General features: G+C 57.7%; 21 protein-coding genes and 2 tRNA genes. 7 read left to right on the top strand and 16 right to left on the bottom strand.

Going from position 1 to position 19,699, the window contains the following annotated elements; genetic code table 11:
- The first annotated feature begins 41 nt into the window (after positions 1 to 41).
- Positions 42 to 1,667 (top strand): multicopper oxidase family protein, encoded by a 1,626-nt coding sequence (locus ACQAYK_RS07760; protein ID WP_255789468.1) that lies wholly within the window; start codon positions 42 to 44, stop codon positions 1,665 to 1,667.
- Between the two features lie 421 nt (positions 1,668 to 2,088).
- Here ACQAYK_RS07760 and ACQAYK_RS07755 read toward each other — a convergent pair whose 3' ends face one another.
- The 11 genes from ACQAYK_RS07755 to ACQAYK_RS07705 all read right to left on the bottom strand — a co-directional run bounded on the left by ACQAYK_RS07755 (position 2,089) and on the right by ACQAYK_RS07705 (position 9,737).
- Positions 2,089 to 2,457 carry a hypothetical protein gene (locus ACQAYK_RS07755; protein WP_483167396.1) on the bottom strand — a complete coding sequence of 123 codons (369 nt, stop codon included), beginning with the start codon at positions 2,455 to 2,457 and terminating at the stop codon, positions 2,089 to 2,091.
- Positions 2,454 to 2,753, bottom strand: a complete 300-nt coding sequence (locus ACQAYK_RS07750; protein ID WP_483167395.1) for a hypothetical protein — start codon at positions 2,751 to 2,753, stop codon at positions 2,454 to 2,456. Before ACQAYK_RS07750 ends, ACQAYK_RS07755 begins: the two co-directional genes overlap by 4 nt.
- Positions 2,754 to 2,909: 156 nt before the next feature.
- On the bottom strand, positions 2,910 to 3,290 hold the full coding sequence (locus tag ACQAYK_RS07745; protein WP_483167394.1) for a putative PDDEXK endonuclease: 381 nt from the start codon (positions 3,288 to 3,290) through the stop codon (positions 2,910 to 2,912).
- Positions 3,287 to 3,493 carry a hypothetical protein gene (locus ACQAYK_RS07740; RefSeq protein WP_483167393.1) on the bottom strand — a complete coding sequence of 69 codons (207 nt, stop codon included), beginning with the start codon at positions 3,491 to 3,493 and terminating at the stop codon, positions 3,287 to 3,289. Before ACQAYK_RS07740 ends, ACQAYK_RS07745 begins: the two co-directional genes overlap by 4 nt.
- Before the next feature lie 256 nt (positions 3,494 to 3,749).
- A complete protein-coding gene (locus ACQAYK_RS07735) occupies positions 3,750 to 4,052 on the bottom strand; it encodes a hypothetical protein (RefSeq protein WP_483167392.1) in 303 nt (100 codons plus the stop codon).
- A complete protein-coding gene (locus tag ACQAYK_RS07730; RefSeq protein WP_483167391.1) occupies positions 4,049 to 5,506 on the bottom strand; it encodes an AAA family ATPase in 1,458 nt (485 codons plus the stop codon). Before ACQAYK_RS07730 ends, ACQAYK_RS07735 begins: the two co-directional genes overlap by 4 nt.
- Positions 5,503 to 6,402, bottom strand: a complete 900-nt coding sequence (locus ACQAYK_RS07725; protein WP_483167390.1) for a toprim domain-containing protein — start codon at positions 6,400 to 6,402, stop codon at positions 5,503 to 5,505. The genes ACQAYK_RS07730 and ACQAYK_RS07725 overlap by 4 nt, the downstream gene beginning before the upstream one ends.
- Positions 6,403 to 6,919: 517 nt before the next feature.
- Positions 6,920 to 7,156 (bottom strand): hypothetical protein, encoded by a 237-nt coding sequence (locus tag ACQAYK_RS07720; protein ID WP_483167389.1) that lies wholly within the window; start codon positions 7,154 to 7,156, stop codon positions 6,920 to 6,922.
- Between the two features lie 110 nt (positions 7,157 to 7,266).
- Positions 7,267 to 8,154, bottom strand: coding sequence for a hypothetical protein (locus ACQAYK_RS07715; protein WP_483167388.1), 888 nt, complete (start codon positions 8,152 to 8,154; stop codon positions 7,267 to 7,269).
- The gene (locus ACQAYK_RS07710) at positions 8,151 to 9,224 is read right to left on the bottom strand and encodes a tyrosine-type recombinase/integrase (protein ID WP_483167387.1); all 1,074 of its coding nucleotides are present in this window, start codon (positions 9,222 to 9,224) and stop codon (positions 8,151 to 8,153) included. Before ACQAYK_RS07710 ends, ACQAYK_RS07715 begins: the two co-directional genes overlap by 4 nt.
- 436 nt (positions 9,225 to 9,660) lie before the next feature.
- A tRNA-Arg gene (locus ACQAYK_RS07705) sits at positions 9,661 to 9,737 on the bottom strand.
- A 139-nt stretch (positions 9,738 to 9,876) separates the two neighbouring features.
- Here ACQAYK_RS07705 and ACQAYK_RS07700 point away from each other — a divergent pair.
- From ACQAYK_RS07700 to ACQAYK_RS07680, 5 genes are all read left to right on the top strand, one after another.
- On the top strand, positions 9,877 to 10,632 hold the full coding sequence (locus ACQAYK_RS07700; protein ID WP_215872826.1) for an SGNH/GDSL hydrolase family protein: 756 nt from the start codon (positions 9,877 to 9,879) through the stop codon (positions 10,630 to 10,632).
- Positions 10,633 to 10,655: 23 nt separating this feature from the next.
- Complete coding sequence (locus ACQAYK_RS07695) at positions 10,656 to 12,608, top strand: acyltransferase family protein (protein ID WP_483167398.1); 1,953 nt, start codon at positions 10,656 to 10,658, stop codon at positions 12,606 to 12,608.
- Positions 12,601 to 13,050, top strand: a complete 450-nt coding sequence (locus ACQAYK_RS07690) for a hypothetical protein (protein ID WP_483167397.1) — start codon at positions 12,601 to 12,603, stop codon at positions 13,048 to 13,050. Before ACQAYK_RS07695 ends, ACQAYK_RS07690 begins: the two co-directional genes overlap by 8 nt.
- Before the next feature lie 10 nt (positions 13,051 to 13,060).
- Positions 13,061 to 14,023: a thioredoxin domain-containing protein gene (locus tag ACQAYK_RS07685; protein ID WP_255789470.1), complete on the top strand. Its 963-nt coding sequence runs from the start codon at positions 13,061 to 13,063 to the stop codon at positions 14,021 to 14,023.
- Positions 14,014 to 14,089 (top strand) — tRNA-Ala (locus ACQAYK_RS07680). The genes ACQAYK_RS07685 and ACQAYK_RS07680 overlap by 10 nt, the downstream gene beginning before the upstream one ends.
- A 258-nt stretch (positions 14,090 to 14,347) precedes the next feature.
- Here the strand turns inward: ACQAYK_RS07680 and ACQAYK_RS07675 are convergent.
- Positions 14,348 to 15,583 carry a hypothetical protein gene (locus tag ACQAYK_RS07675; protein WP_255789469.1) on the bottom strand — a complete coding sequence of 412 codons (1,236 nt, stop codon included), beginning with the start codon at positions 15,581 to 15,583 and terminating at the stop codon, positions 14,348 to 14,350.
- Between the two features lie 443 nt (positions 15,584 to 16,026).
- On the opposite strand from ACQAYK_RS07675, the gene ACQAYK_RS07670 reads away from it, so the two are divergent.
- Positions 16,027 to 17,652, top strand: coding sequence for a multicopper oxidase family protein (locus ACQAYK_RS07670; RefSeq protein ID WP_255789468.1), 1,626 nt, complete (start codon positions 16,027 to 16,029; stop codon positions 17,650 to 17,652).
- 421 nt (positions 17,653 to 18,073) lie between these two features.
- On the opposite strand, the gene ACQAYK_RS07665 is transcribed toward ACQAYK_RS07670, so the two are convergent.
- The 4 genes from ACQAYK_RS07665 to ACQAYK_RS07650 form a co-directional block, all read right to left on the bottom strand.
- Complete coding sequence (locus ACQAYK_RS07665; protein ID WP_483167396.1) at positions 18,074 to 18,442, bottom strand: hypothetical protein; 369 nt, start codon at positions 18,440 to 18,442, stop codon at positions 18,074 to 18,076.
- Positions 18,439 to 18,738, bottom strand: coding sequence for a hypothetical protein (locus tag ACQAYK_RS07660; protein WP_483167395.1), 300 nt, complete (start codon positions 18,736 to 18,738; stop codon positions 18,439 to 18,441). Before ACQAYK_RS07660 ends, ACQAYK_RS07665 begins: the two co-directional genes overlap by 4 nt.
- A gap of 156 nt (positions 18,739 to 18,894) precedes the next feature.
- Positions 18,895 to 19,275 carry a putative PDDEXK endonuclease gene (locus ACQAYK_RS07655; RefSeq protein WP_483167394.1) on the bottom strand — a complete coding sequence of 127 codons (381 nt, stop codon included), beginning with the start codon at positions 19,273 to 19,275 and terminating at the stop codon, positions 18,895 to 18,897.
- Positions 19,272 to 19,478, bottom strand: a complete 207-nt coding sequence (locus ACQAYK_RS07650; protein ID WP_483167393.1) for a hypothetical protein — start codon at positions 19,476 to 19,478, stop codon at positions 19,272 to 19,274. Before ACQAYK_RS07650 ends, ACQAYK_RS07655 begins: the two co-directional genes overlap by 4 nt.
- Positions 19,479 to 19,699: the final 221 nt, after the last annotated feature.

The following is a 19,699-nucleotide window of genomic DNA, read 5'->3' as shown; positions in this document are numbered from 1 at the left end:
ACAGGGGTACAAAAGGTGCTCTATCTTGCAGGAGACAGATCATGGAGTTCTGGAGTCGTCGCCATTTTTTGCGGTCTGGTCTGACCTTGCTTGCTGCCGTGCCGACGGGGCGGGCGTTGGCCGCATCCGCGATGATGCGTGGCATGGCGGGCATGAGTGGGATGGGAAACATGGGTGCCATGCCCGCGAAGGCAGCCCCGTTTGTTCGCCCCCTGCCGATTCCTCCGCTATATGCTGGCACCTTGGCCAAGGATGGGGTGCGCGAATATCGTCTGCAGATGGGATTTGGCAGCGCCGAGTTACAGCCCGGCGTCCAGACGCCCACTTGGGGGTATAACGGCAACTATCTCGGTCCGGCTCTCGTCATCCCCAGGGGGGAGCACTTGCGCCTCTGGGTGAACAATGCCCTCAACCAGAGCACGACGACCCACTGGCATGGCGCCCATGTGCCCGGTGACATGGATGGTGGACCGCAAAGTCTGATTGCTCCGGGCGCAACCCGATTCTATCAGTACCGTATCGAGCAAGACGAGGCCACCCTCTGGTATCATCCGCACCCGGATGGCCGCACCGGTCCGCATGTCTACGGAGGTCTTGCCGGTCTGTATCTGATCCAGGACGGCACGGATCGGAATCTGGGGCTGCCGCATCATTGGGGCGTCGACGACATCCCGATCATCGTCCAGGATCGACTCTTTGATTCGGCAGGACGATTGGTCTATATGCCTCAGGCGATGGACGTGATGGGTATGAAGGGTAACCGGTTTCTCGTCAACGGCTGCGAATCGCCGGTGTTGCGTGCCCCCGCGCAGTGGCTTCGTCTGCGCTTGCTCAATGCTTCCAATAGTCGAATCTATAACTTTGCCTTTTCCGATGACCGGCATTTTTACCAGATTGCTACCGATGCGAGTTATCTGGAATCTCCGGTGACCATGCGGCGGCTGTTATTGGGACCGGCGCAGCGTGCAGAGATATTGGTAGACTTGCGCAGTAACGAAGGTCAGCGATTGTGGTTACGCAGCGATTCCGCTGCGGTAGTGCCTGGTCTTAGTCGCCGTCCCATGGATAGCGACCATTACGACCGCAGTGTCTTCGACCTTGTCGAAATCCGGGTGGAGCGAGGGCAGGGGCAGGGTGGTCGATTACCCGACCGGCTGCTTGCGGCGCCGGACCTGCCAACGCATGGTCCAGAACATCAGTTCAGCTTGCAGGGCATGGGCGAGGGTCAACAAATGATGGCCGATATGCGTCGTGTCCGTGCCGCTTTTCACCATGTTGCGCATGATGGCCCAGGTGGCATGTCGCTTGGCATCGGCAAGGTGCCTGTCTTCTCGATCAACCACCAATTCATGGACATGCAGCGCATCAATCTGCGGATACCTCTGGGCAGCACCCAAGTTTGGATGGTGCACAATGAGGCAGAAATGGCCCATACCTTCCATGTCCATGGGACGTCGTTCTGGATTCAAGGCCGTAATGGTCACCCCGCTACCTCCTCTGAGCACGGCTGGAAGGATACGCTATTGATTCGACCTGGCGAGCAGATTCAGATTGCCATGAGCTTCCATCATCCGGCAACGGACGCCTACCCCTATATGTACCACTGTCACATGCTGGAGCATGAAGACAATGGAATGATGGGGCAGTTCACGGTGCTGCCTGCCTGACCCTGTCGGCTCTGCCTGCGTGCGCCAATGGTGGACGTGGAAGAGGCTGTCGCGCTGGGAGGTGGGATCGATTCCAATTTTGAAAGGTGCTTCCACACTGATAGATGGTCGCCTGCGCCACTCCACCGCCAGGCAGCAGCTCCGGAGATCACGCTAGAGCCTTGTCTATATTGGCGCGCCCAGAGGGAATCGAACCCCCAACCTACGGCTTAGAAGGGCAGGGACGTTGCACACTCTGCAATAAACGGGCAATAAATGCGACTATAAAAACAGAGCCTTACCATCTAGCTGCTTTTCCCTTGTGTTGTGGATAACTCCCGCTTTTCGCCCCTGAGTGTCCCGCCAGTGTCCCACGGGGCAGTTAGTCAGTGTGTCGTTACGCAGTAACAGCGCCAGCCTTTTTTATGGTTGCAGGGTGCGACTAGGGCGCGACCTCTTTTTTTTGTGGCGGCCACTGGCTACTTGCCCGGCCACTTCTTTTTTTTGTGGTTGCACCCTGCCACCACACCCGCCACCCCCCTTTTTTATAGACGGCACATTGCGCCATCAGGACGTGAGTAAAATTCATACAGGCGCTCACGATGCGCTCATCATGGGGCTGTAACGCCTGCCAGTGCTGACTATCAGCGTTCACCATGCGGTCATCATGGCCACTCCTTTTTTTGTGGTCGCTACCCGCGACTATGCCCGCGACTTTCTTTTTTTGTGGTGGCACCCTGCCACTTGCCTGCAACTTTCCGATGCCAGACAAAGAAAAACCCCGCACATGGCAGGGCAGGCTTTCTCTCACCAGTCCTTGCGCCGCAACTCCTCCCGGATTTCCTCGATAGTCGCATACGGCCCTTCTGGTGGCGGGATAGTTTCGACTTGGGCAGACAGTGCGATGTCAGCAGGCAACAGCTTGCCGAGTAACCCCATAAACGCCACGGGGTTTTCATCTGCCTGCCTTGCAAGCCAGTCTGCACCCCCGGCTTTCTCGAAGGCCTCCATTATCATTCCCTTCATGCTGCCGTTCAGCTTGTTAGGCGAACCCTTGGGCCTACCGGGTCCGGGGCCTAGTTGGTTATTTCTGGTTATTTTATTCATGCTGTTTCCTTTTGGGTAAGTGGGGCACTGGTGGCACCCCTGTTGCTTGCGTCGATTCTGGGGCTGTTTCTGGCCCGGCAATGGGCTGTTTACCGTAGAGCTTGCCGAGTGCAGTCATGTAGCCCTGTGGCATCGCTGGTGCTTCCTTCCGACGCTTCATGGCAATGACTCCCGTATGACGGTGCAGGCATCGGACAAGGCCAACTCGCACAAGCTGCCCGGTGCCGTGAATACCCCCGGCGCGATATGGTGCAAGTCCAGAACAGCACGCCAAGGCTTCCGGCTCTGGCGATAGAACAGCGCAGGCTTGCGGCCCGTCTGCTCGGCCTGCCGCTGGGTCTGGGTCCACCATGACGCAATACTGAGGGCTTCCTGCCGCTTCACTTCGATAGCCCAGCCCTCGACGTTTAGGGAATCCGCACCCCCGCCCCGCGTCTGGGATAGGTTGCGCGTCACGGTGACGCCTAGCTGCTCGGTCAGTAGGGCGAATAATTCACGCTCGCCCCGGCTGCCCTTGTTTCTCTGTGATGCGCTCATTCCGTCACCTCGAACGGCACGCGGCCAACTTCCCGCCCTTCTGTATCCTCCGCCACCAGTTCGGACGTGTCAGGGTCAAAGGCGATATGTAAAAACTCACCCCCGCAGGTGGTAAGGGTGGCCTGCTCCAAGTGGGGCAACGCCTGAAAGAAAGGCACGGCGCGGCGTAGTGCCGTCTTGGGGTTCCATCGTTCGGTTTTCATTGGTTGCTGCTCCTTGGTTCGTGGTTTGGGCAGGTGCGCGGTGCCGCTGGAAAACAAGCGCGGTATCCGTTCCCGCCAGAAGGTGGCAATCCGGTTGCGGTGAGTGAACAGGTGCCCAGAGATTGTCCGGGCAACGGCTGACCGGGAACGAAGTGCAGGCATGTACCGCAGGACACGCGGGAAGGGGCCATATCTGCCCCGTGCTGCATTTTCTCCGCTGGGGTGGCATTGGTACGGCTCCGACCGTCTGGCGCTGTCATGGCTGCCCCCATGCCCGAAGCCCGTCTATCAGGTCAGTTGCCCACGGCCCGCAGTCCTCGACGGCGGCGAACTGCTCAAGGGCTTCCACCATAGCGGCGGGTGACTTGAACCCATGGGCCAACATCTGACCGAAAACCACGGCTAGGCTGCCGCGCTCCTTCCAGTCGGCAAAAACTGCCCCGTCTGAATATCGCTGTGGGTATCTCAGCCCGTCGCCTGTACGTTCCACCATGAGGACGTTATGCACGCCCCTGGCTTCTGAGTGGTCCCACAAAATCATGGTGCGCTCGGTTTTCACTTGATGGCCTCCTTGGGCTGACAGAATGAACAGCCTTCACCATCGCAACGTGGACAGGTGCCGGGTGCGCCTTCATTTGCGCCAAGTGTGTGCGCTCCGCCCCCCTCACACTCCTTAGCGCCGGAAGTTGGCGCACTTGGCGCAAGCGCCGTGCTAACTTCTGCGTCTACTGTTCCTACTTCCTGAGTTGGCGCACTTGGCGCACTTGGCGCAGTCTTGCCGATTCGCTCCCATCCCTTGGCGGAGAGAGTCCACGCGGTGCGGTCCTTTCGTGACTGATTCCGGTATTGCTCCCGCTCGATAAGCCCGTCTCGTTCCAGTTGGCGGATAGTAGCGAACAAGGCCCCGGCGACCGGAAAGGCACGCTTAGGGAATTGCGGCTCAGGTCGGAGCATGGCCCATGCGTTAGTACGGGGTGAGTTCGCTTCGGTGGATACCCGCTCCCCACGCTCCACAAAATCCGCCAGCACCTTGAGCAAGCTATCCACTGGCGGCTCGTTTGGTTCACCTGCCGCGTCGTGGGTGCTTTCGTCGATGGTTAGCAGGCCTGTCATGGTTCGCACGAGGCGCAACGGCTCCGCAGTCCTTGGGCCAAGGTTCAGCTTGTCATGCGAGAGGGTGAGGCGTGCCGGGTCGTCCCTATCGGCGGTGAGGGCAAGGCGACTTCTGGCGCTGTTATGCCATGCGGTGCTGCCGCTGTAAGACTCGGCCCCGCGTCCGGCCCCTACTGCCGCCTTCTGGATATGCGCCAGCAACAGCATTGCAGGTGGTGCGCCTTCATCTGGGAACAGAGAGCGCAGAGAGCGCATAAAGCCCCGGACGGCTGCCCGGTCGTTTTCGCTGGCCTCGAAAACATCGGATGCGTTATCCACGATAATCAAGTCGGGCTGAACCTCCGCGATGATTTCCGCCAGTCTGGAAAATCCCGGCGTGCCCTCTCCTGTTTTGATACCGAAGGCGGAGGCTTCCCGATATAGGGCGGGTTCGTCTGTGGCGTCCAGAATTACAAGGCGTTCTGCCAACATGCGGGGGCTGGCGTTGAAGTGCGCGGCAATGAAGCCCAGCCTATGGCGGAGCACTGCCGCCCCATCTTCAGCAGAGTAGAAAAGCACGCGGCCCTGCTCGGTGGACGCTCCCAGAAAGTCAGCGCCAAGGCAGGCGGCAACGGCGAGTTGCAGCGCAAGCATACTTTTACCCACGCCACCATGAGCACCCAACAGGGTGACGTGCCCGCGCGGTATGCGCCCGGCCCAGATAAAGGCAGGCTCCGGGCTGGGTGCGCTGTAAATGTCGCTGATACTGACTCTTGGAAAGTCCAAGGTCGGGACTGGCTCTGGCAAGTCGTCAGCGCCAGCGCCAAGCTCGGACGCGGGCACAACGGACAGGTGCGGCGCTGGCTGCTCGAAGTCGTCAGCGTATGCGTCCAGCGGTGGCAATTCGTCAGCCCAGCTCATGACGCCACCCCCTGCCGCTGAGATTTCCGCCAAGTGTGCCAATCGTTAAAATCGTTTACCCATGCAGGGGCATCAGCGGGTAGTCTGGGCCATATCCAACGGGCACGGGCTGCAATAGCAGCGGCCTTGGCTTTGGATAAACCGACTTCGCCCAAGTCCGCAGCAATTACCATATCCAGCGCAGGGAACAGGCGGCGGGCTTCGGTTGCCACGGCCTGCAAATTGCCTGCATCCAGCCCAGCGATAACGCAAGCCCCCGGACTGAGTGCCGCCAAGGTTTGGCTAGTTGCCCAGCCTTCGGCAATTATTAGCCGGGTATCAGGTGAGGGCATGTCAGCGGTTCGGATAAAACAGCCTGATTTTTTCATACCGGATAGAAAGCGTTTGCTGCCGTCCGGTGCGATGAATTGCAAGCCCCAAAGTTTCCCGGCGTAGTCCTGAACAGGCAGAACCAATGCAGGCCCGGACTGGCGGGCAATACCTGGCGCAATACCTTTTTTCAGCAGATAGGGGTGGTTCGGTTTCGCTGGTGCTGAGTCATTCCATACGCGAAGGGCACGGGCTGCCGCGTCACGGTGACGGGCTTCTTGTTCGGCCTGAGCCTCGGCACGCTCCCGCAGGATACGGGCGGCGAGTTCGGCGCGTTCTTTGGCGGTGAGTGCCGATTCTCTCTTGCTGCACCAGCGGGTTGATATGCCCGTCCGCCAGTCTCCACCAGCGCCAGCAATGGGCGCGTCAAGGTGCAAACGATACCAGCAGGACACTTTACCGGGCCTATCGTCGGCACTTCTGGCGCGATGCAAGACACCATCAGCGCGGATTGTTTCGGACGGGTGAAGGATTACACCAGCAGACGCCAAGGCTTCACGAAAGGCTGCAATGGGGTTATTTGCCATGTTGCACCCCCATAGCCCGGCGCAGCTTCCGCAGGCTCCAGAACATGCGGGCTAGGTTGTGGCGTATCTGCTTGTATGTGCTATGCTTCTGCATGGTTTCCCCCCTGCTCTTGGGTGGTTGCCTGCTTGCTTGTAGCGCCTTGGGTGGCTGCCGGGCCACCCTTCCCAGAATACAGGGCGCGAGATACTTGCCGTTTATCCCGGTAGCTCAGAGCGTAAAGCCCACGGTAAGTCCAGAGTCCGTCCATGTCGTGAACCCCCAATCGGTAACAGGGAAGCTCTAGCCCTTGCTCCCGCAGCTTGCGGACTTCTTCTGGGCCATTGCTCGCGCCTGTTATGGTGTCCGCAGACTCACGGGTTAAAGGCTGTTTCAGTAGTGCCCGCAGCAGACGCAATGCACGCGGGTTGTCGGTTCCTTGAAATTGCACGGGCTGGCGCTGTTTGTGCTGAGGGAATCGGGAGAGGCGGGTAACATCTGCCAATAGGTCCGGCTGCTCCGGCGCTGGCTTGCGGCGGTTCATGCTGCACCCCGGACGCTCTTCAATCCGCCATCCTGAACGAATCGCAAGAATACAGGCTCATTTATCAGGACGCGGCGGCCCAGCCGGGCAATGGCTCCGGCTGCTTCCAGCTCGTCACCTTTCCAGAAAATGGCAGAGCGTAGGCCACCAGTGGTAAAAGCGGGGTGCTTTTCGGTGAACTGCTTTACGGTTACATATTGCGGGGTTTCGTTTGCGTTCGTCATTTCTTGCATCTCCACAATGCCGCGTTGTTGCGGCGATGTGTGGAGCATAAAAAACAGCAACCTATAAACGGAAAAGCCCCATTTAAGGGGCTAAAATATTTAGTGGGTAAAAAGGGCGATTATATTTTAGGCTTGGACAATAGCCCGATTATGCCGCTATCCCGTCGCGGCTCCGGCTTTGGTTCTGCCGTGCGCTTTGCCTGTTCCATCACTGAGCGGACAAATGCAGGCGTAGTGCCCAGCTCGCAGAGATTGGCTATTCTGGCGATGATGGTAAATCCCCCTGCTTCAACAAAAGGCCCGTCTATGGTGAAACACCCCGCCAAGGCGCGAACAATGGCCGCTTTACGGCTGCGCGTGCCACGCTTCCCTGCAAACGCAGCAGATAACGCATCCCCGTGCTGGCTTGCGTGCATGTACCGCCCGGACAGCCCGGCGGGATACACACGCCCATACTTGCCACGCTCTGCCCACGGTGCCAAGGCTTCCACGTTACGGGCCAGCGGTTCGTTATCGGCTCCCCTGAGCAACGCGGCGGCTTCCCTGAGTAGCCGGGCGGCCTTATCGCAATCCTTGGCCCGGCGCTCGGCAATCTCTAGGGCGTCGTCGCGCTCGTTCAGCAGATAGGAAACGGTACTCAGGAATACATGCGCGGGCTTGCAGGTTAAGGCTAACGCCTTGTCTATGACTTCCACGCCCACGCTTTTTATTGGCGGCCTGCCGTCCATGATGTTACCGGGCACGGGTTCGGGCCTGCCTGCCGCTTCCCATGCTTCAACACCCCAGCGGTTAAGTGCCGCTTCAATGCGTGCGCGGGCAAAATCCTTGTCAGGTATTTCTCCATCATCATGCGCCTTCTCGAACTCAAGGGCGAACCGTTCCCGTTCGGCTTCTGTGGGGTAATATGGCTCGATGGTGGCGGCGGCGATTTCTTCGGATAGAACCTTATCCCATTTTTCGGCAATGGCTAAGGCTTCGGCCTGCTCTTGGGTGAGTTTACGCGTCATGCTGCACCCCCGCCCACCATACGGGCGGCCACCCGTTCCGCCAGTGACGCGGTATGGGCTGGGCTTAAATGCGCGTATCTCTGCACCATTGCCAGCGTTTTATGTCCCAACAGTGCCGCCAGTTCTGGAAGGCTGGCCCCATTCATGGCGGCATAGCTGGCGAAAGTATGCCGCAAATCGTGCCAGTGGAAGCCCTCAATGCCTGCCGTCTTTAGTGCCTTTTCCCACGGCTGGCGCAAGTCCACGGGCTGCTTAGGATTCACGCGGGAAGGGAACAGCAGGACTGAATCAATCCGGCGCACCTTGGCCCGTTCCTGTAACAGCGCCAGCACTGGTGCGGTAAGGTGCAAGGCGCGGCGGCTGCCGTTCTTGGTTTCTTCAAGCTGCAAGGTGGCGCGGTTCAAATCAATTTGCGCCCATGTCGCGCCCATTGTTTCAGCCTGTCTGCCGCCAGTGGTCAGGGCCAGCAGCACGGCAAGATATAAGTCATCGTTGGCGGACGCTTTGCAGGCGGATAGAAGGCGTTCGCGCTCATCATCTGACAGGTAGCGCACGCGGCCCCGTGGCTCTGCTTTCTTGCCGACCTTGACCATAGGCGATGCTTCCAGCCATTCCCAATCTTTTACGGCCTCAGTCATGACGGACGCCAAGGCCTGCCGGTAGTGGTTCAGGGTGGACGCTGACCGATTGCGCCCGGTGCGCTCGCTTGGCTCATCGGCAAGGCGCGTCATGCGCTCTTTGATGACGGCTGGCGTCACGTCCGCAAGCGACAGGGTGCCTAGTTCGGCCTTCCAGTAATCAAGGTGCTGTTTCCGGGCATCCTTGGCCCGCATACCTTGCAACTTCTCCCGTTCGTAACGCTCAATGGCATCCGCCAGCGTGTGACGTTTGGCCTCGGACGTTTTGAAGTGCCGACCTTCCCTTATGGCGCTTTCGGTCTGGGTGGCCCATTGCTTGGCCTTGGTCAGACTGGCGAACGTGGCGGACTGGACAGGCTGCCCCCGTAGTCTGACCTTCACCCGGTAGGACGTGGTGCCGTCGCTGGCGGTGCGTTTCTCGATGGCGGCCATGGTTACGCCCTCCAAGGGGTGAGGGCTGGCGCTGTATGCGGTAAACTGAGGGTATCCATTGCGGCCTCCTGCTTAGGCTTTGCGGTGGTAGGGTCGGGCGGGTGCTGATTACACCCCCCGGCCTGTTTTTTATTATACATTCACGGCAAAAAAGCGCAACAAGGGCTTAATAAGCCAAAGCATACGCAACACAAGGCAATGAATTATCAGGGAATATATTCCGCCATAATGAGGCATGGGACACTCATGGGGCAGCGCGGGAAAAAATGGGGCACTTATCCACAGGCCGGGCGGTTGTCTCGGTGACGCCAAAGGGAAGGCTAAAGGGTGCGGATTGGGTGCCGGTGAGTGCCCACGGTTTGCGGCTTAGTGTCCCAAGAGTGCCCCATGACGGGGTTTTGATGGTCTGGAATGTTGCTTAACTTGTTGATTTTTATGGCGCGCCCAGAGGGAATCGAACCCCCAACCTACGGCTTAGAAGGCCGTTGCTCTATCCGATTGAGCTATGGGCGCCTGCTTTCATTGTAAGCTAGGCAAGGCGCATCTCGCTAGGCACTTTCGCCCTTCCTTTGCTACCATCCGCCCGGAAGGGAGGCGCCCTATTTCTGGAGCCGCGCCGGGAATTGCGGGAGAGGGGTGAGCATTGCATCTTATGAAACCTTACATCTGGGCGCGCCTGCTGCTTGGCGCTGCGATTCTTTCCGTGACCTCGTGCGCGCAGTCGCTTCCCCAGACACCTGCGCCCCAGCCCGTGGTGCCAACGCTTCCCGCTACCTCAGCGCCCAAGGCGACGGCCTCGCCCAGTGATCGCTATCTGGATCGCATGGCCATCATAGATGCCCGCAAGGATTTTCGCCAAAGCCCGAATCCTGGTTATGTGCTCGACGCCCACTCGGTCATCCGTTTTCCCAGCCTAGGCCCCACTGGTGTGATCATCATTGGGGATAGCATCCTGACTGGGTGGTCCGGCTATTTTGCGCATGTATTTCCCAATGCTTTTCTCGATGGCCGGGTCGGCCGACAATTTTCCTCGGCCATACCCATCTGGCGAACGCTGCAGGAAAATGGGATGACTCACAAGGTGGGTTATGTGGTGGTTGAATTGGGGACCAACGGCGAGGTTTCGCCGCAGGATATGCAGACCTTTTTGCAGCTGGTCGGCGACCGTCAGGTGTTGCTCGTAATGCCGGAAATGCCCCGATCATGGGAGCACGAGGTGCAGGACCTTTACCTCCAGACCGCGGCTACCCACCCCAATGTCCATCTGGTGCGCTGGGACTTGCTCAGCCGCAACCATCCCAGCTACTTCTGGACGGATCGGGTACACCCAACCTGGATAGGGATCCAGGTGATGGTGCACGCCATCGCCACCGACCTGCAACAAGTGATCGCCAACAAGCATAACTGAATTTTTTCTTCTGGTAAAAAAGCGTGCTGCCATATATTGATTATCTCAAATTTCTGGCCATTTTTGCGGTCATCGCGTTCCATATTCATGACACCATCAGTTTTGACTACCCCTGGTTCTCTGGTGGTTATCTGGGCGTTGATGTTTTCCTTCTATTGTCAGGATTTCTGATCGAAAAATCTCTTGCCCGCGGGCGCCAGGATTCCTTGGCGCAGCGTAGCAAGGATTTCTTTGCGCGGCGGTTTTCCCGTATTCTCGTTCCTATGCTGGTGGTGACCGCCATCCTGGCGGTACTGCTTTGGTCGACCCATCTGCTCACCGGATGGGCGCCTGTCTGGTACTCGGCCATTCTCGGCTACAACTTTTATTTGGTCCTCCATCATATCCCCTATTTTCAGGTGTACAGTTATCCTCATCCGTTTTTGGGAATGTGGTTCATTTCTCTATTGGGTCAGTTATATCTGCTGCACTTTTTATTGCGTTCCTTATTGCCAGGGAAGTGGTGGTACCGGACAGTTCTGACGTTGCTCTTTTGTATAAGTTTGGGCTCTGCCTGGTGGCTGATGCGCCAGGGTAGTCTGAATGCCGCCTATGTGCTTCCCAGCCACGCTTTTCCCTATCTTGCCGGCGCGTTATTGACCGAACTGGGCTGGGCCCGGCCGCGGGAGACAGGAAGGAGCAGCTTCGATACCTTGAGCATCCTCGCCATCCTGCTGCTGGTGGCGCTCTTTGTTTTGGCGCCCTACGAGAATTTTGTGTATTTCTCCCTTGCCACAACCGCCCTTGGTGTGGCCTTCCTGCTGGCGGCCGCGCGCGCGGCCTGGTTGCCACGACTGCAACTGCTGGTCTTGGGTAAACTCGGGGAGATGTCCTATTCTCTCTATCTGTGGAATGTTCCAGTCGTTGCCTTGGTCCACTACTACTTCCCACAGACTTCTATTGCCAGTCAGGCGTTGTTTTCGCTTTCTCTGCTGCTGTTGTTGTCGGTGCTGTCCTACCTGCTGTTGGAACTGCCATTGCAGGCGGCCTTTCAAAAGCAGGTGCGGCATGGGGTGGGCCGGGGAGCTTTCGTGTCGGTGCTCGTCTTGCTGGCGCTGGCGAGTGTAGGCTGGTGGCAGGCCAGTCGACTGGGACAGGAGGGGGTGCGTCTACAAGCGCAAGCGCAGCACGATGCTCTCTATCGGCAATATCTGGAAAAACGGGTAGCCAGTATGGGACGGGATCTGCAAGCACTGACGGGCGCCAAGACCCTCTCGGCTGCCGAGGCTAAAGCACACGCAGATTCTCGGGCCAACAAGGCCCTGGAAAGCAATGCCGATCTGATGCAGTGGCAGCCTCATCCCGGTCTGGGCTTTCTGTATAATGGGCAAGAACTGCGCAGTAATCCGGCCTATCCCGAAAAGCAGGTATTGTTCATTACCGATTCTATTCTGTTGGGTTGGTCTGGGTACGTGATTCACATGGTTCCAAACGGGATTCTGGATGGTCAGGTGGGCCGCTCGTTTTTCCGGGCACAGCCGGTGCTACAGAAAATGTTTCAGGACCCAGCCTACGCCAAGGTTGCCTATGTTGTGGTAGAGCTGGGCAGCAATGGCTATGTTCAGTGGTCTGATCTGGAAAGTTTTGTGCAGACAGTGGGGAATCGCAAGATCCTGTTGATTGTCCCGTCCGTACCGCGCCCGTGGGAAAACGAAGTGCGCAGTATGTACGATCGCGCTGTTGCCAAGTATCCGAACATCACCTTGCTGCATTGGGACCACATCAGTGACGGTCATCCAGGCTATTTCGTGGCCGATCAGGTCCATCTCGATTGGGACGGTGCGCAGGCCTTGATGCAGGCGGTGCTCCGCACCCTCTATCAAATGGGGTATCGCAATCCGCCGCCGCCCAAAGCGATCTTTGCCAACGCTGTCCTCCGGCATGATTGCTCCGGGCCTATGGGAAATTGTTTCTCAGGTGGATGGTCCCATGAATGAGCGCAGTACGCTCACTCAGGAAGAGTGCTGGAAGGCCCATGACGGCAAGTATTCAGATTTTATTCCTCTAAAACAACGCATTACGGAAACGAATAACTCCGTCGTCAATAGTGGCAACCACACTACGGTACACATCCATAGTTTTCAACGGATTCCCCAGGGTGCTGTAACGCAAGACATCGAAATGGTGTTCAGCGATGATCGCAGTGCACTCCATCGGGCTACCATGACCGGCTCTGGCAGCCTGATCTTTTCCGCGACTCCCATGTTGGACGAGCACTTTACGCAGCGTGGACGATGGATTTCGGCGGATTGTTCCCAGCTGGTACCTGAGCCTTCCAAGTTGCAGATTACCCGCCCGGCCGAGGTACCTGCGCTGCAGCGTTTGCAGGCGCTTTCCCGACAACTGCAAAGGGAATTTCCCCATCCCAATGGGCCGTGAGGAAAGAGCTATGGTTTCTGTGCGCCAGGTTCTTTTGCTACGTGGCATTTCCGCAGGTCGGGTCTTCCGCTGGCTTTTGCCGATTTGGCTGGCGTCGTTGACTGGCTGTGCAACCTGGTGGTTTCCATCCGTCAACGTAAAACAGCAACCGAAGGATTTCTTGCACGCCGTGGAGCGCTTGCCCGGGGTTAACACCGGACCTCGCGGCGAAAAACCGGTGGCGTCGGTGTTCATTGATGTCTCCTGCCCGTTTTGTCGAGATCTCTACGCCGATCTAAGACCGGTGTTGCCGTACATTCGGCTGCACTGGATACCCATTGGCAGCCCTGGGGGAAAAGCTCTCATGATTCTCCCGAATGGGCTGGTCAAGAGCTACCACACCGCTTCTACCTTAGAAAGTAGTGCCTATCTACTTATCGCTTACAACGGCGCGGAGGCACTTGACCGCGCAATGACCGGCAGTATCGCTGTCCCGACCATTGGGGCGGGACAAGAACCCGCAGTTCAGGCTGCGGCCAACAACTATCAGGCCCTGTGGAAATGGAAACCGCTGGGGGGTGGAGTACCGGCGGGGGTAATTGCTTTGGCGCCGCCGGCTGACTATGTCGTGGTCCATGGGTATAAAGATATCGAGGGCGCCATCCTGGGGGCTGCGTTGCAGGAGAAGGTGCGTATTCCGGGTTATCCTGCTCACCCGGGTTGGACGATAATGGCCCCAGAAGGCCATGTGGCTTTGCCCCAGGTAGGGGTCTATCGCACTCCGCAACGGGCCTGTGCTGCATTGCCGATGAGACTGCACGGGTATACGACTCATGCTTATTCCGCGAACCCCGATCCCACGGTCTGTCGTCTGCCGGGTGACGCCAAGCCGGTAGCCTACGCTGTCCCCTTCGTTGCGCAGGAAAACATGACTGATCGCGTTGCATTTGCGCAGCGCAGCGGCTATCATTCGCCCTCAACGTTGGGGCGGTAGCTCAGCTGGGAGAGCGTCGCGTTCGCAATGCGAAGGTCGGGAGTTCGATCCTCCTCCGCTCCACCAAAATTCAGCGCCCGACTGGTTTCAGTTGGGCGTTTTTATTCAGGAACTGGTGACTCTTGGTATTCGGGATTATCGGCAGACCGTTTTCCAGGTCTACCGAGTGGTCTACCGTGCCATGGTGCAGAAGCCACCATTTAGGTGCTTGCCGACGGACAGCGGGATATGCAGTTGGCTTTTGGCGCCTCGCCGCTTGGGGCTTGACGACTGAAGGCACGCAGATAAGCGCAGCGGTGCCCATTGGCCCCGCCGTAGCTCTCGTTACTTTCTGGCCTCGGATTCCAGGCTGCGCAAGCTTTCTTCCGTTCCCGCTGCGGCGGTGAGGTCGGCGACATTTTCCTTGGTAAAAAATCCCTCGAAGCCGTGAAAGCGCTGCACAAACTCGATGATGAGAGAGGTGTGCGTGGAGGCACGAGAAAAAATCTGCTTGAGACCCTCCTGCTCGGAGCCGATCACCTGCAGCAGGAATTCCTGCCCGCACTCCGCCAGGCTGGATACCACGTAATCGATGTTGGTCTTGCCCTGGGTTTTGCCATCCCGCACGGCCACGGCAATATGATGCAAACGCGGGCCAAAATTGCGCACAAAAGACTCCGTAGGAGAGGGAGTTTGCAATAGGTGATTGCAAAAGTAGGGATGATTGGCAGCCGTGAAGACCTTCGCTGGTGTATGCAGAACGTCATCATAATGCAGGCTTTTGGTGACGTTGGTGGATGAGTTTTGATCTGGAATATCGTAGGATCCCCAATAGTAGTAACTGGATAATCCCAGGTACTCGAGAATGGCAACTTCTCGATTCTGGCTATAGATGCGGGTAGCCAAATGATCGATTGGCAAGAGGAGTTCGCTGATTTTTACCCGTTCCCGCAGCTCTTGCGCTTGCTCAAATGCCGCCTGCATTTCCGGATCGATGCGCGAATTTCCCAGGGCGTAGACGCGAATATCGTTGTCCGGGCGCTCCCAATACCCGATGATATTGTGGGTGTAGGGCGAGGGCTTGACAATCGCCATGTTTCCCGGGAGCTCCATCTGCCGAATTTGTTCCTGGTTGAAAAAACGGATTTCACGACTCTTCTGAATGTCGACTACCTCATGCAGATTTTCTACCTGAAAAATCTCTCCCATATAGCGCGAATTTGGTTTCTTCGCACCAATGGGATACACCTCGTTCAGGCTGCGAAAGATACCGCGCAAATCGGGGTCTTTGACCTCTCGCACCAATACATCGGGATAATTCATGTTGATGCGCAGGATGTGGGTCAGATGCTGGTCGGTGTCGAGCGTGACCAGATAGTTGTAGGGCGTCATCAGACAGAGTTCGCGGATGTATGCAGCGGAATGTCCCGGCTCGAGGGTCATCATCAACGCATCGATGCGACGGATGTTCTCGGTCAATCCGAGCCTGTCCCGCTCTTCCAGAAGGCGTGGCAGCCATTCTTCAAAGAAAGGGGAGTTGGCTTTGTCGCCCTGTCGAGGATGCGCAGTATAACTGTTCACGATCTGCTCCTTGGATTGACTCCGTTTCTTTACCGTGCGAGCCCAGAGGGAACCGAACCCCCACCCTACGAGTTAGAAAGTCAAAAACAGGTAGTTGTTCCATTTGTTGCATCAATGGCCCACAGAAATAAGTGAATAAATTACAATGATATATGCCATATTTGCTATATGGCTGACCCCCAACATTCCTGCTCATTTCCGACTTCAGTATGGCACCAGGGTAGCGAGAGAATCAACGGCTTATATTCTCAGAGTAGGGACGCCAGAGTGCCCGTTGGCACGATTGTGGAGTCTGCCACTGGTTTCTAAGAAAGGACGCCCAAAATACCTGGCTGCGGCCTGGCTTTCCGGATCTGATGCTTGCTGATCAGAAAGATTACAGTCGTTGACCCTATACGGACTACAGGGGTACAAAAGGTGCTCTATCTTGCAGGAGACAGATCATGGAGTTCTGGAGTCGTCGCCATTTTTTGCGGTCTGGTCTGACCTTGCTTGCTGCCGTGCCGACGGGGCGGGCGTTGGCCGCATCCGCGATGATGCGTGGCATGGCGGGCATGAGTGGGATGGGAAACATGGGTGCCATGCCCGCGAAGGCAGCCCCGTTTGTTCGCCCCCTGCCGATTCCTCCGCTATATGCTGGCACCTTGGCCAAGGATGGGGTGCGCGAATATCGTCTGCAGATGGGATTTGGCAGCGCCGAGTTACAGCCCGGCGTCCAGACGCCCACTTGGGGGTATAACGGCAACTATCTCGGTCCGGCTCTCGTCATCCCCAGGGGGGAGCACTTGCGCCTCTGGGTGAACAATGCCCTCAACCAGAGCACGACGACCCACTGGCATGGCGCCCATGTGCCCGGTGACATGGATGGTGGACCGCAAAGTCTGATTGCTCCGGGCGCAACCCGATTCTATCAGTACCGTATCGAGCAAGACGAGGCCACCCTCTGGTATCATCCGCACCCGGATGGCCGCACCGGTCCGCATGTCTACGGAGGTCTTGCCGGTCTGTATCTGATCCAGGACGGCACGGATCGGAATCTGGGGCTGCCGCATCATTGGGGCGTCGACGACATCCCGATCATCGTCCAGGATCGACTCTTTGATTCGGCAGGACGATTGGTCTATATGCCTCAGGCGATGGACGTGATGGGTATGAAGGGTAACCGGTTTCTCGTCAACGGCTGCGAATCGCCGGTGTTGCGTGCCCCCGCGCAGTGGCTTCGTCTGCGCTTGCTCAATGCTTCCAATAGTCGAATCTATAACTTTGCCTTTTCCGATGACCGGCATTTTTACCAGATTGCTACCGATGCGAGTTATCTGGAATCTCCGGTGACCATGCGGCGGCTGTTATTGGGACCGGCGCAGCGTGCAGAGATATTGGTAGACTTGCGCAGTAACGAAGGTCAGCGATTGTGGTTACGCAGCGATTCCGCTGCGGTAGTGCCTGGTCTTAGTCGCCGTCCCATGGATAGCGACCATTACGACCGCAGTGTCTTCGACCTTGTCGAAATCCGGGTGGAGCGAGGGCAGGGGCAGGGTGGTCGATTACCCGACCGGCTGCTTGCGGCGCCGGACCTGCCAACGCATGGTCCAGAACATCAGTTCAGCTTGCAGGGCATGGGCGAGGGTCAACAAATGATGGCCGATATGCGTCGTGTCCGTGCCGCTTTTCACCATGTTGCGCATGATGGCCCAGGTGGCATGTCGCTTGGCATCGGCAAGGTGCCTGTCTTCTCGATCAACCACCAATTCATGGACATGCAGCGCATCAATCTGCGGATACCTCTGGGCAGCACCCAAGTTTGGATGGTGCACAATGAGGCAGAAATGGCCCATACCTTCCATGTCCATGGGACGTCGTTCTGGATTCAAGGCCGTAATGGTCACCCCGCTACCTCCTCTGAGCACGGCTGGAAGGATACGCTATTGATTCGACCTGGCGAGCAGATTCAGATTGCCATGAGCTTCCATCATCCGGCAACGGACGCCTACCCCTATATGTACCACTGTCACATGCTGGAGCATGAAGACAATGGAATGATGGGGCAGTTCACGGTGCTGCCTGCCTGACCCTGTCGGCTCTGCCTGCGTGCGCCAATGGTGGACGTGGAAGAGGCTGTCGCGCTGGGAGGTGGGATCGATTCCAATTTTGAAAGGTGCTTCCACACTGATAGATGGTCGCCTGCGCCACTCCACCGCCAGGCAGCAGCTCCGGAGATCACGCTAGAGCCTTGTCTATATTGGCGCGCCCAGAGGGAATCGAACCCCCAACCTACGGCTTAGAAGGGCAGGGACGTTGCACACTCTGCAATAAACGGGCAATAAATGCGACTATAAAAACAGAGCCTTACCATCTAGCTGCTTTTCCCTTGTGTTGTGGATAACTCCCGCTTTTCGCCCCTGAGTGTCCCGCCAGTGTCCCACGGGGCAGTTAGTCAGTGTGTCGTTACGCAGTAACAGCGCCAGCCTTTTTTATGGTTGCAGGGTGCGACTAGGGCGCGACCTCTTTTTTTTGTGGCGGCCACTGGCTACTTGCCCGGCCACTTCTTTTTTTTGTGGTTGCACCCTGCCACCACACCCGCCACCCCCCTTTTTTATAGACGGCACATTGCGCCATCAGGACGTGAGTAAAATTCATACAGGCGCTCACGATGCGCTCATCATGGGGCTGTAACGCCTGCCAGTGCTGACTATCAGCGTTCACCATGCGGTCATCATGGCCACTCCTTTTTTTGTGGTCGCTACCCGCGACTATGCCCGCGACTTTCTTTTTTTGTGGTGGCACCCTGCCACTTGCCTGCAACTTTCCGATGCCAGACAAAGAAAAACCCCGCACATGGCAGGGCAGGCTTTCTCTCACCAGTCCTTGCGCCGCAACTCCTCCCGGATTTCCTCGATAGTCGCATACGGCCCTTCTGGTGGCGGGATAGTTTCGACTTGGGCAGACAGTGCGATGTCAGCAGGCAACAGCTTGCCGAGTAACCCCATAAACGCCACGGGGTTTTCATCTGCCTGCCTTGCAAGCCAGTCTGCACCCCCGGCTTTCTCGAAGGCCTCCATTATCATTCCCTTCATGCTGCCGTTCAGCTTGTTAGGCGAACCCTTGGGCCTACCGGGTCCGGGGCCTAGTTGGTTATTTCTGGTTATTTTATTCATGCTGTTTCCTTTTGGGTAAGTGGGGCACTGGTGGCACCCCTGTTGCTTGCGTCGATTCTGGGGCTGTTTCTGGCCCGGCAATGGGCTGTTTACCGTAGAGCTTGCCGAGTGCAGTCATGTAGCCCTGTGGCATCGCTGGTGCTTCCTTCCGACGCTTCATGGCAATGACTCCCGTATGACGGTGCAGGCATCGGACAAGGCCAACTCGCACAAGCTGCCCGGTGCCGTGAATACCCCCGGCGCGATATGGTGCAAGTCCAGAACAGCACGCCAAGGCTTCCGGCTCTGGCGATAGAACAGCGCAGGCTTGCGGCCCGTCTGCTCGGCCTGCCGCTGGGTCTGGGTCCACCATGACGCAATACTGAGGGCTTCCTGCCGCTTCACTTCGATAGCCCAGCCCTCGACGTTTAGGGAATCCGCACCCCCGCCCCGCGTCTGGGATAGGTTGCGCGTCACGGTGACGCCTAGCTGCTCGGTCAGTAGGGCGAATAATTCACGCTCGCCCCGGCTGCCCTTGTTTCTCTGTGATGCGCTCATTCCGTCACCTCGAACGGCACGCGGCCAACTTCCCGCCCTTCTGTATCCTCCGCCACCAGTTCGGACGTGTCAGGGTCAAAGGCGATATGTAAAAACTCACCCCCGCAGGTGGTAAGGGTGGCCTGCTCCAAGTGGGGCAACGCCTGAAAGAAAGGCACGGCGCGGCGTAGTGCCGTCTTGGGGTTCCATCGTTCGGTTTTCATTGGTTGCTGCTCCTTGGTTCGTGGTTTGGGCAGGTGCGCGGTGCCGCTGGAAAACAAGCGCGGTATCCGTTCCCGCCAGAAGGTGGCAATCCGGTTGCGGTGAGTGAACAGGTGCCCAGAGATTGTCCGGGCAACGGCTGACCGGGAACGAAGTGCAGGCATGTACCGCAGGACACGCGGGAAGGGGCCATATCTGCCCCGTGCTGCATTTTCTCCGCTGG

This window comes from Acidithiobacillus sp. AC3 (assembly GCF_050261095.1).
GTDB lineage: Bacteria > Pseudomonadota > Gammaproteobacteria > Acidithiobacillales > Acidithiobacillaceae > Igneacidithiobacillus > Igneacidithiobacillus copahuensis.
Note: the sequence above shows the minus strand (reverse complement) of the source record. Positions and strands in the feature narration are given on the sequence as shown.

What these genes read in the sequence shown, in the direction of transcription:
- ACQAYK_RS07690 (WP_483167397.1), top strand. Translation starts at nt 12,601, where the DNA reads ATGAATGAGCGCAGTACGCTCACTCAGGAAGAGTGCTGGAAGGCCCAT.
- ACQAYK_RS07760 (WP_255789468.1), top strand. Translation starts at nt 42, where the DNA reads ATGGAGTTCTGGAGTCGTCGCCATTTTTTGCGGTCTGGTCTGACCTTG.
- ACQAYK_RS07720 (WP_483167389.1), bottom strand. Translation starts at nt 7,156, where the DNA reads ATGCAAGAAATGACGAACGCAAACGAAACCCCGCAATATGTAACCGTA.
- ACQAYK_RS07745 (WP_483167394.1), bottom strand. Translation starts at nt 3,290, where the DNA reads ATGAGCGCATCACAGAGAAACAAGGGCAGCCGGGGCGAGCGTGAATTA.
- ACQAYK_RS07670 (WP_255789468.1), top strand. Translation starts at nt 16,027, where the DNA reads ATGGAGTTCTGGAGTCGTCGCCATTTTTTGCGGTCTGGTCTGACCTTG.
- ACQAYK_RS07655 (WP_483167394.1), bottom strand. Translation starts at nt 19,275, where the DNA reads ATGAGCGCATCACAGAGAAACAAGGGCAGCCGGGGCGAGCGTGAATTA.
- ACQAYK_RS07725 (WP_483167390.1), bottom strand. Translation starts at nt 6,402, where the DNA reads ATGGCAAATAACCCCATTGCAGCCTTTCGTGAAGCCTTGGCGTCTGCT.
- ACQAYK_RS07740 (WP_483167393.1), bottom strand. Translation starts at nt 3,493, where the DNA reads ATGAAAACCGAACGATGGAACCCCAAGACGGCACTACGCCGCGCCGTG.
- ACQAYK_RS07710 (WP_483167387.1), bottom strand. Translation starts at nt 9,224, where the DNA reads ATGGCCGCCATCGAGAAACGCACCGCCAGCGACGGCACCACGTCCTAC.
- ACQAYK_RS07700 (WP_215872826.1), top strand. Translation starts at nt 9,877, where the DNA reads ATGAAACCTTACATCTGGGCGCGCCTGCTGCTTGGCGCTGCGATTCTT.
- ACQAYK_RS07730 (WP_483167391.1), bottom strand. Translation starts at nt 5,506, where the DNA reads ATGAGCTGGGCTGACGAATTGCCACCGCTGGACGCATACGCTGACGAC.
- ACQAYK_RS07750 (WP_483167395.1), bottom strand. Translation starts at nt 2,753, where the DNA reads ATGAATAAAATAACCAGAAATAACCAACTAGGCCCCGGACCCGGTAGG.
- ACQAYK_RS07715 (WP_483167388.1), bottom strand. Translation starts at nt 8,154, where the DNA reads ATGACGCGTAAACTCACCCAAGAGCAGGCCGAAGCCTTAGCCATTGCC.
- ACQAYK_RS07650 (WP_483167393.1), bottom strand. Translation starts at nt 19,478, where the DNA reads ATGAAAACCGAACGATGGAACCCCAAGACGGCACTACGCCGCGCCGTG.
- ACQAYK_RS07685 (WP_255789470.1), top strand. Translation starts at nt 13,061, where the DNA reads ATGGTTTCTGTGCGCCAGGTTCTTTTGCTACGTGGCATTTCCGCAGGT.
- ACQAYK_RS07660 (WP_483167395.1), bottom strand. Translation starts at nt 18,738, where the DNA reads ATGAATAAAATAACCAGAAATAACCAACTAGGCCCCGGACCCGGTAGG.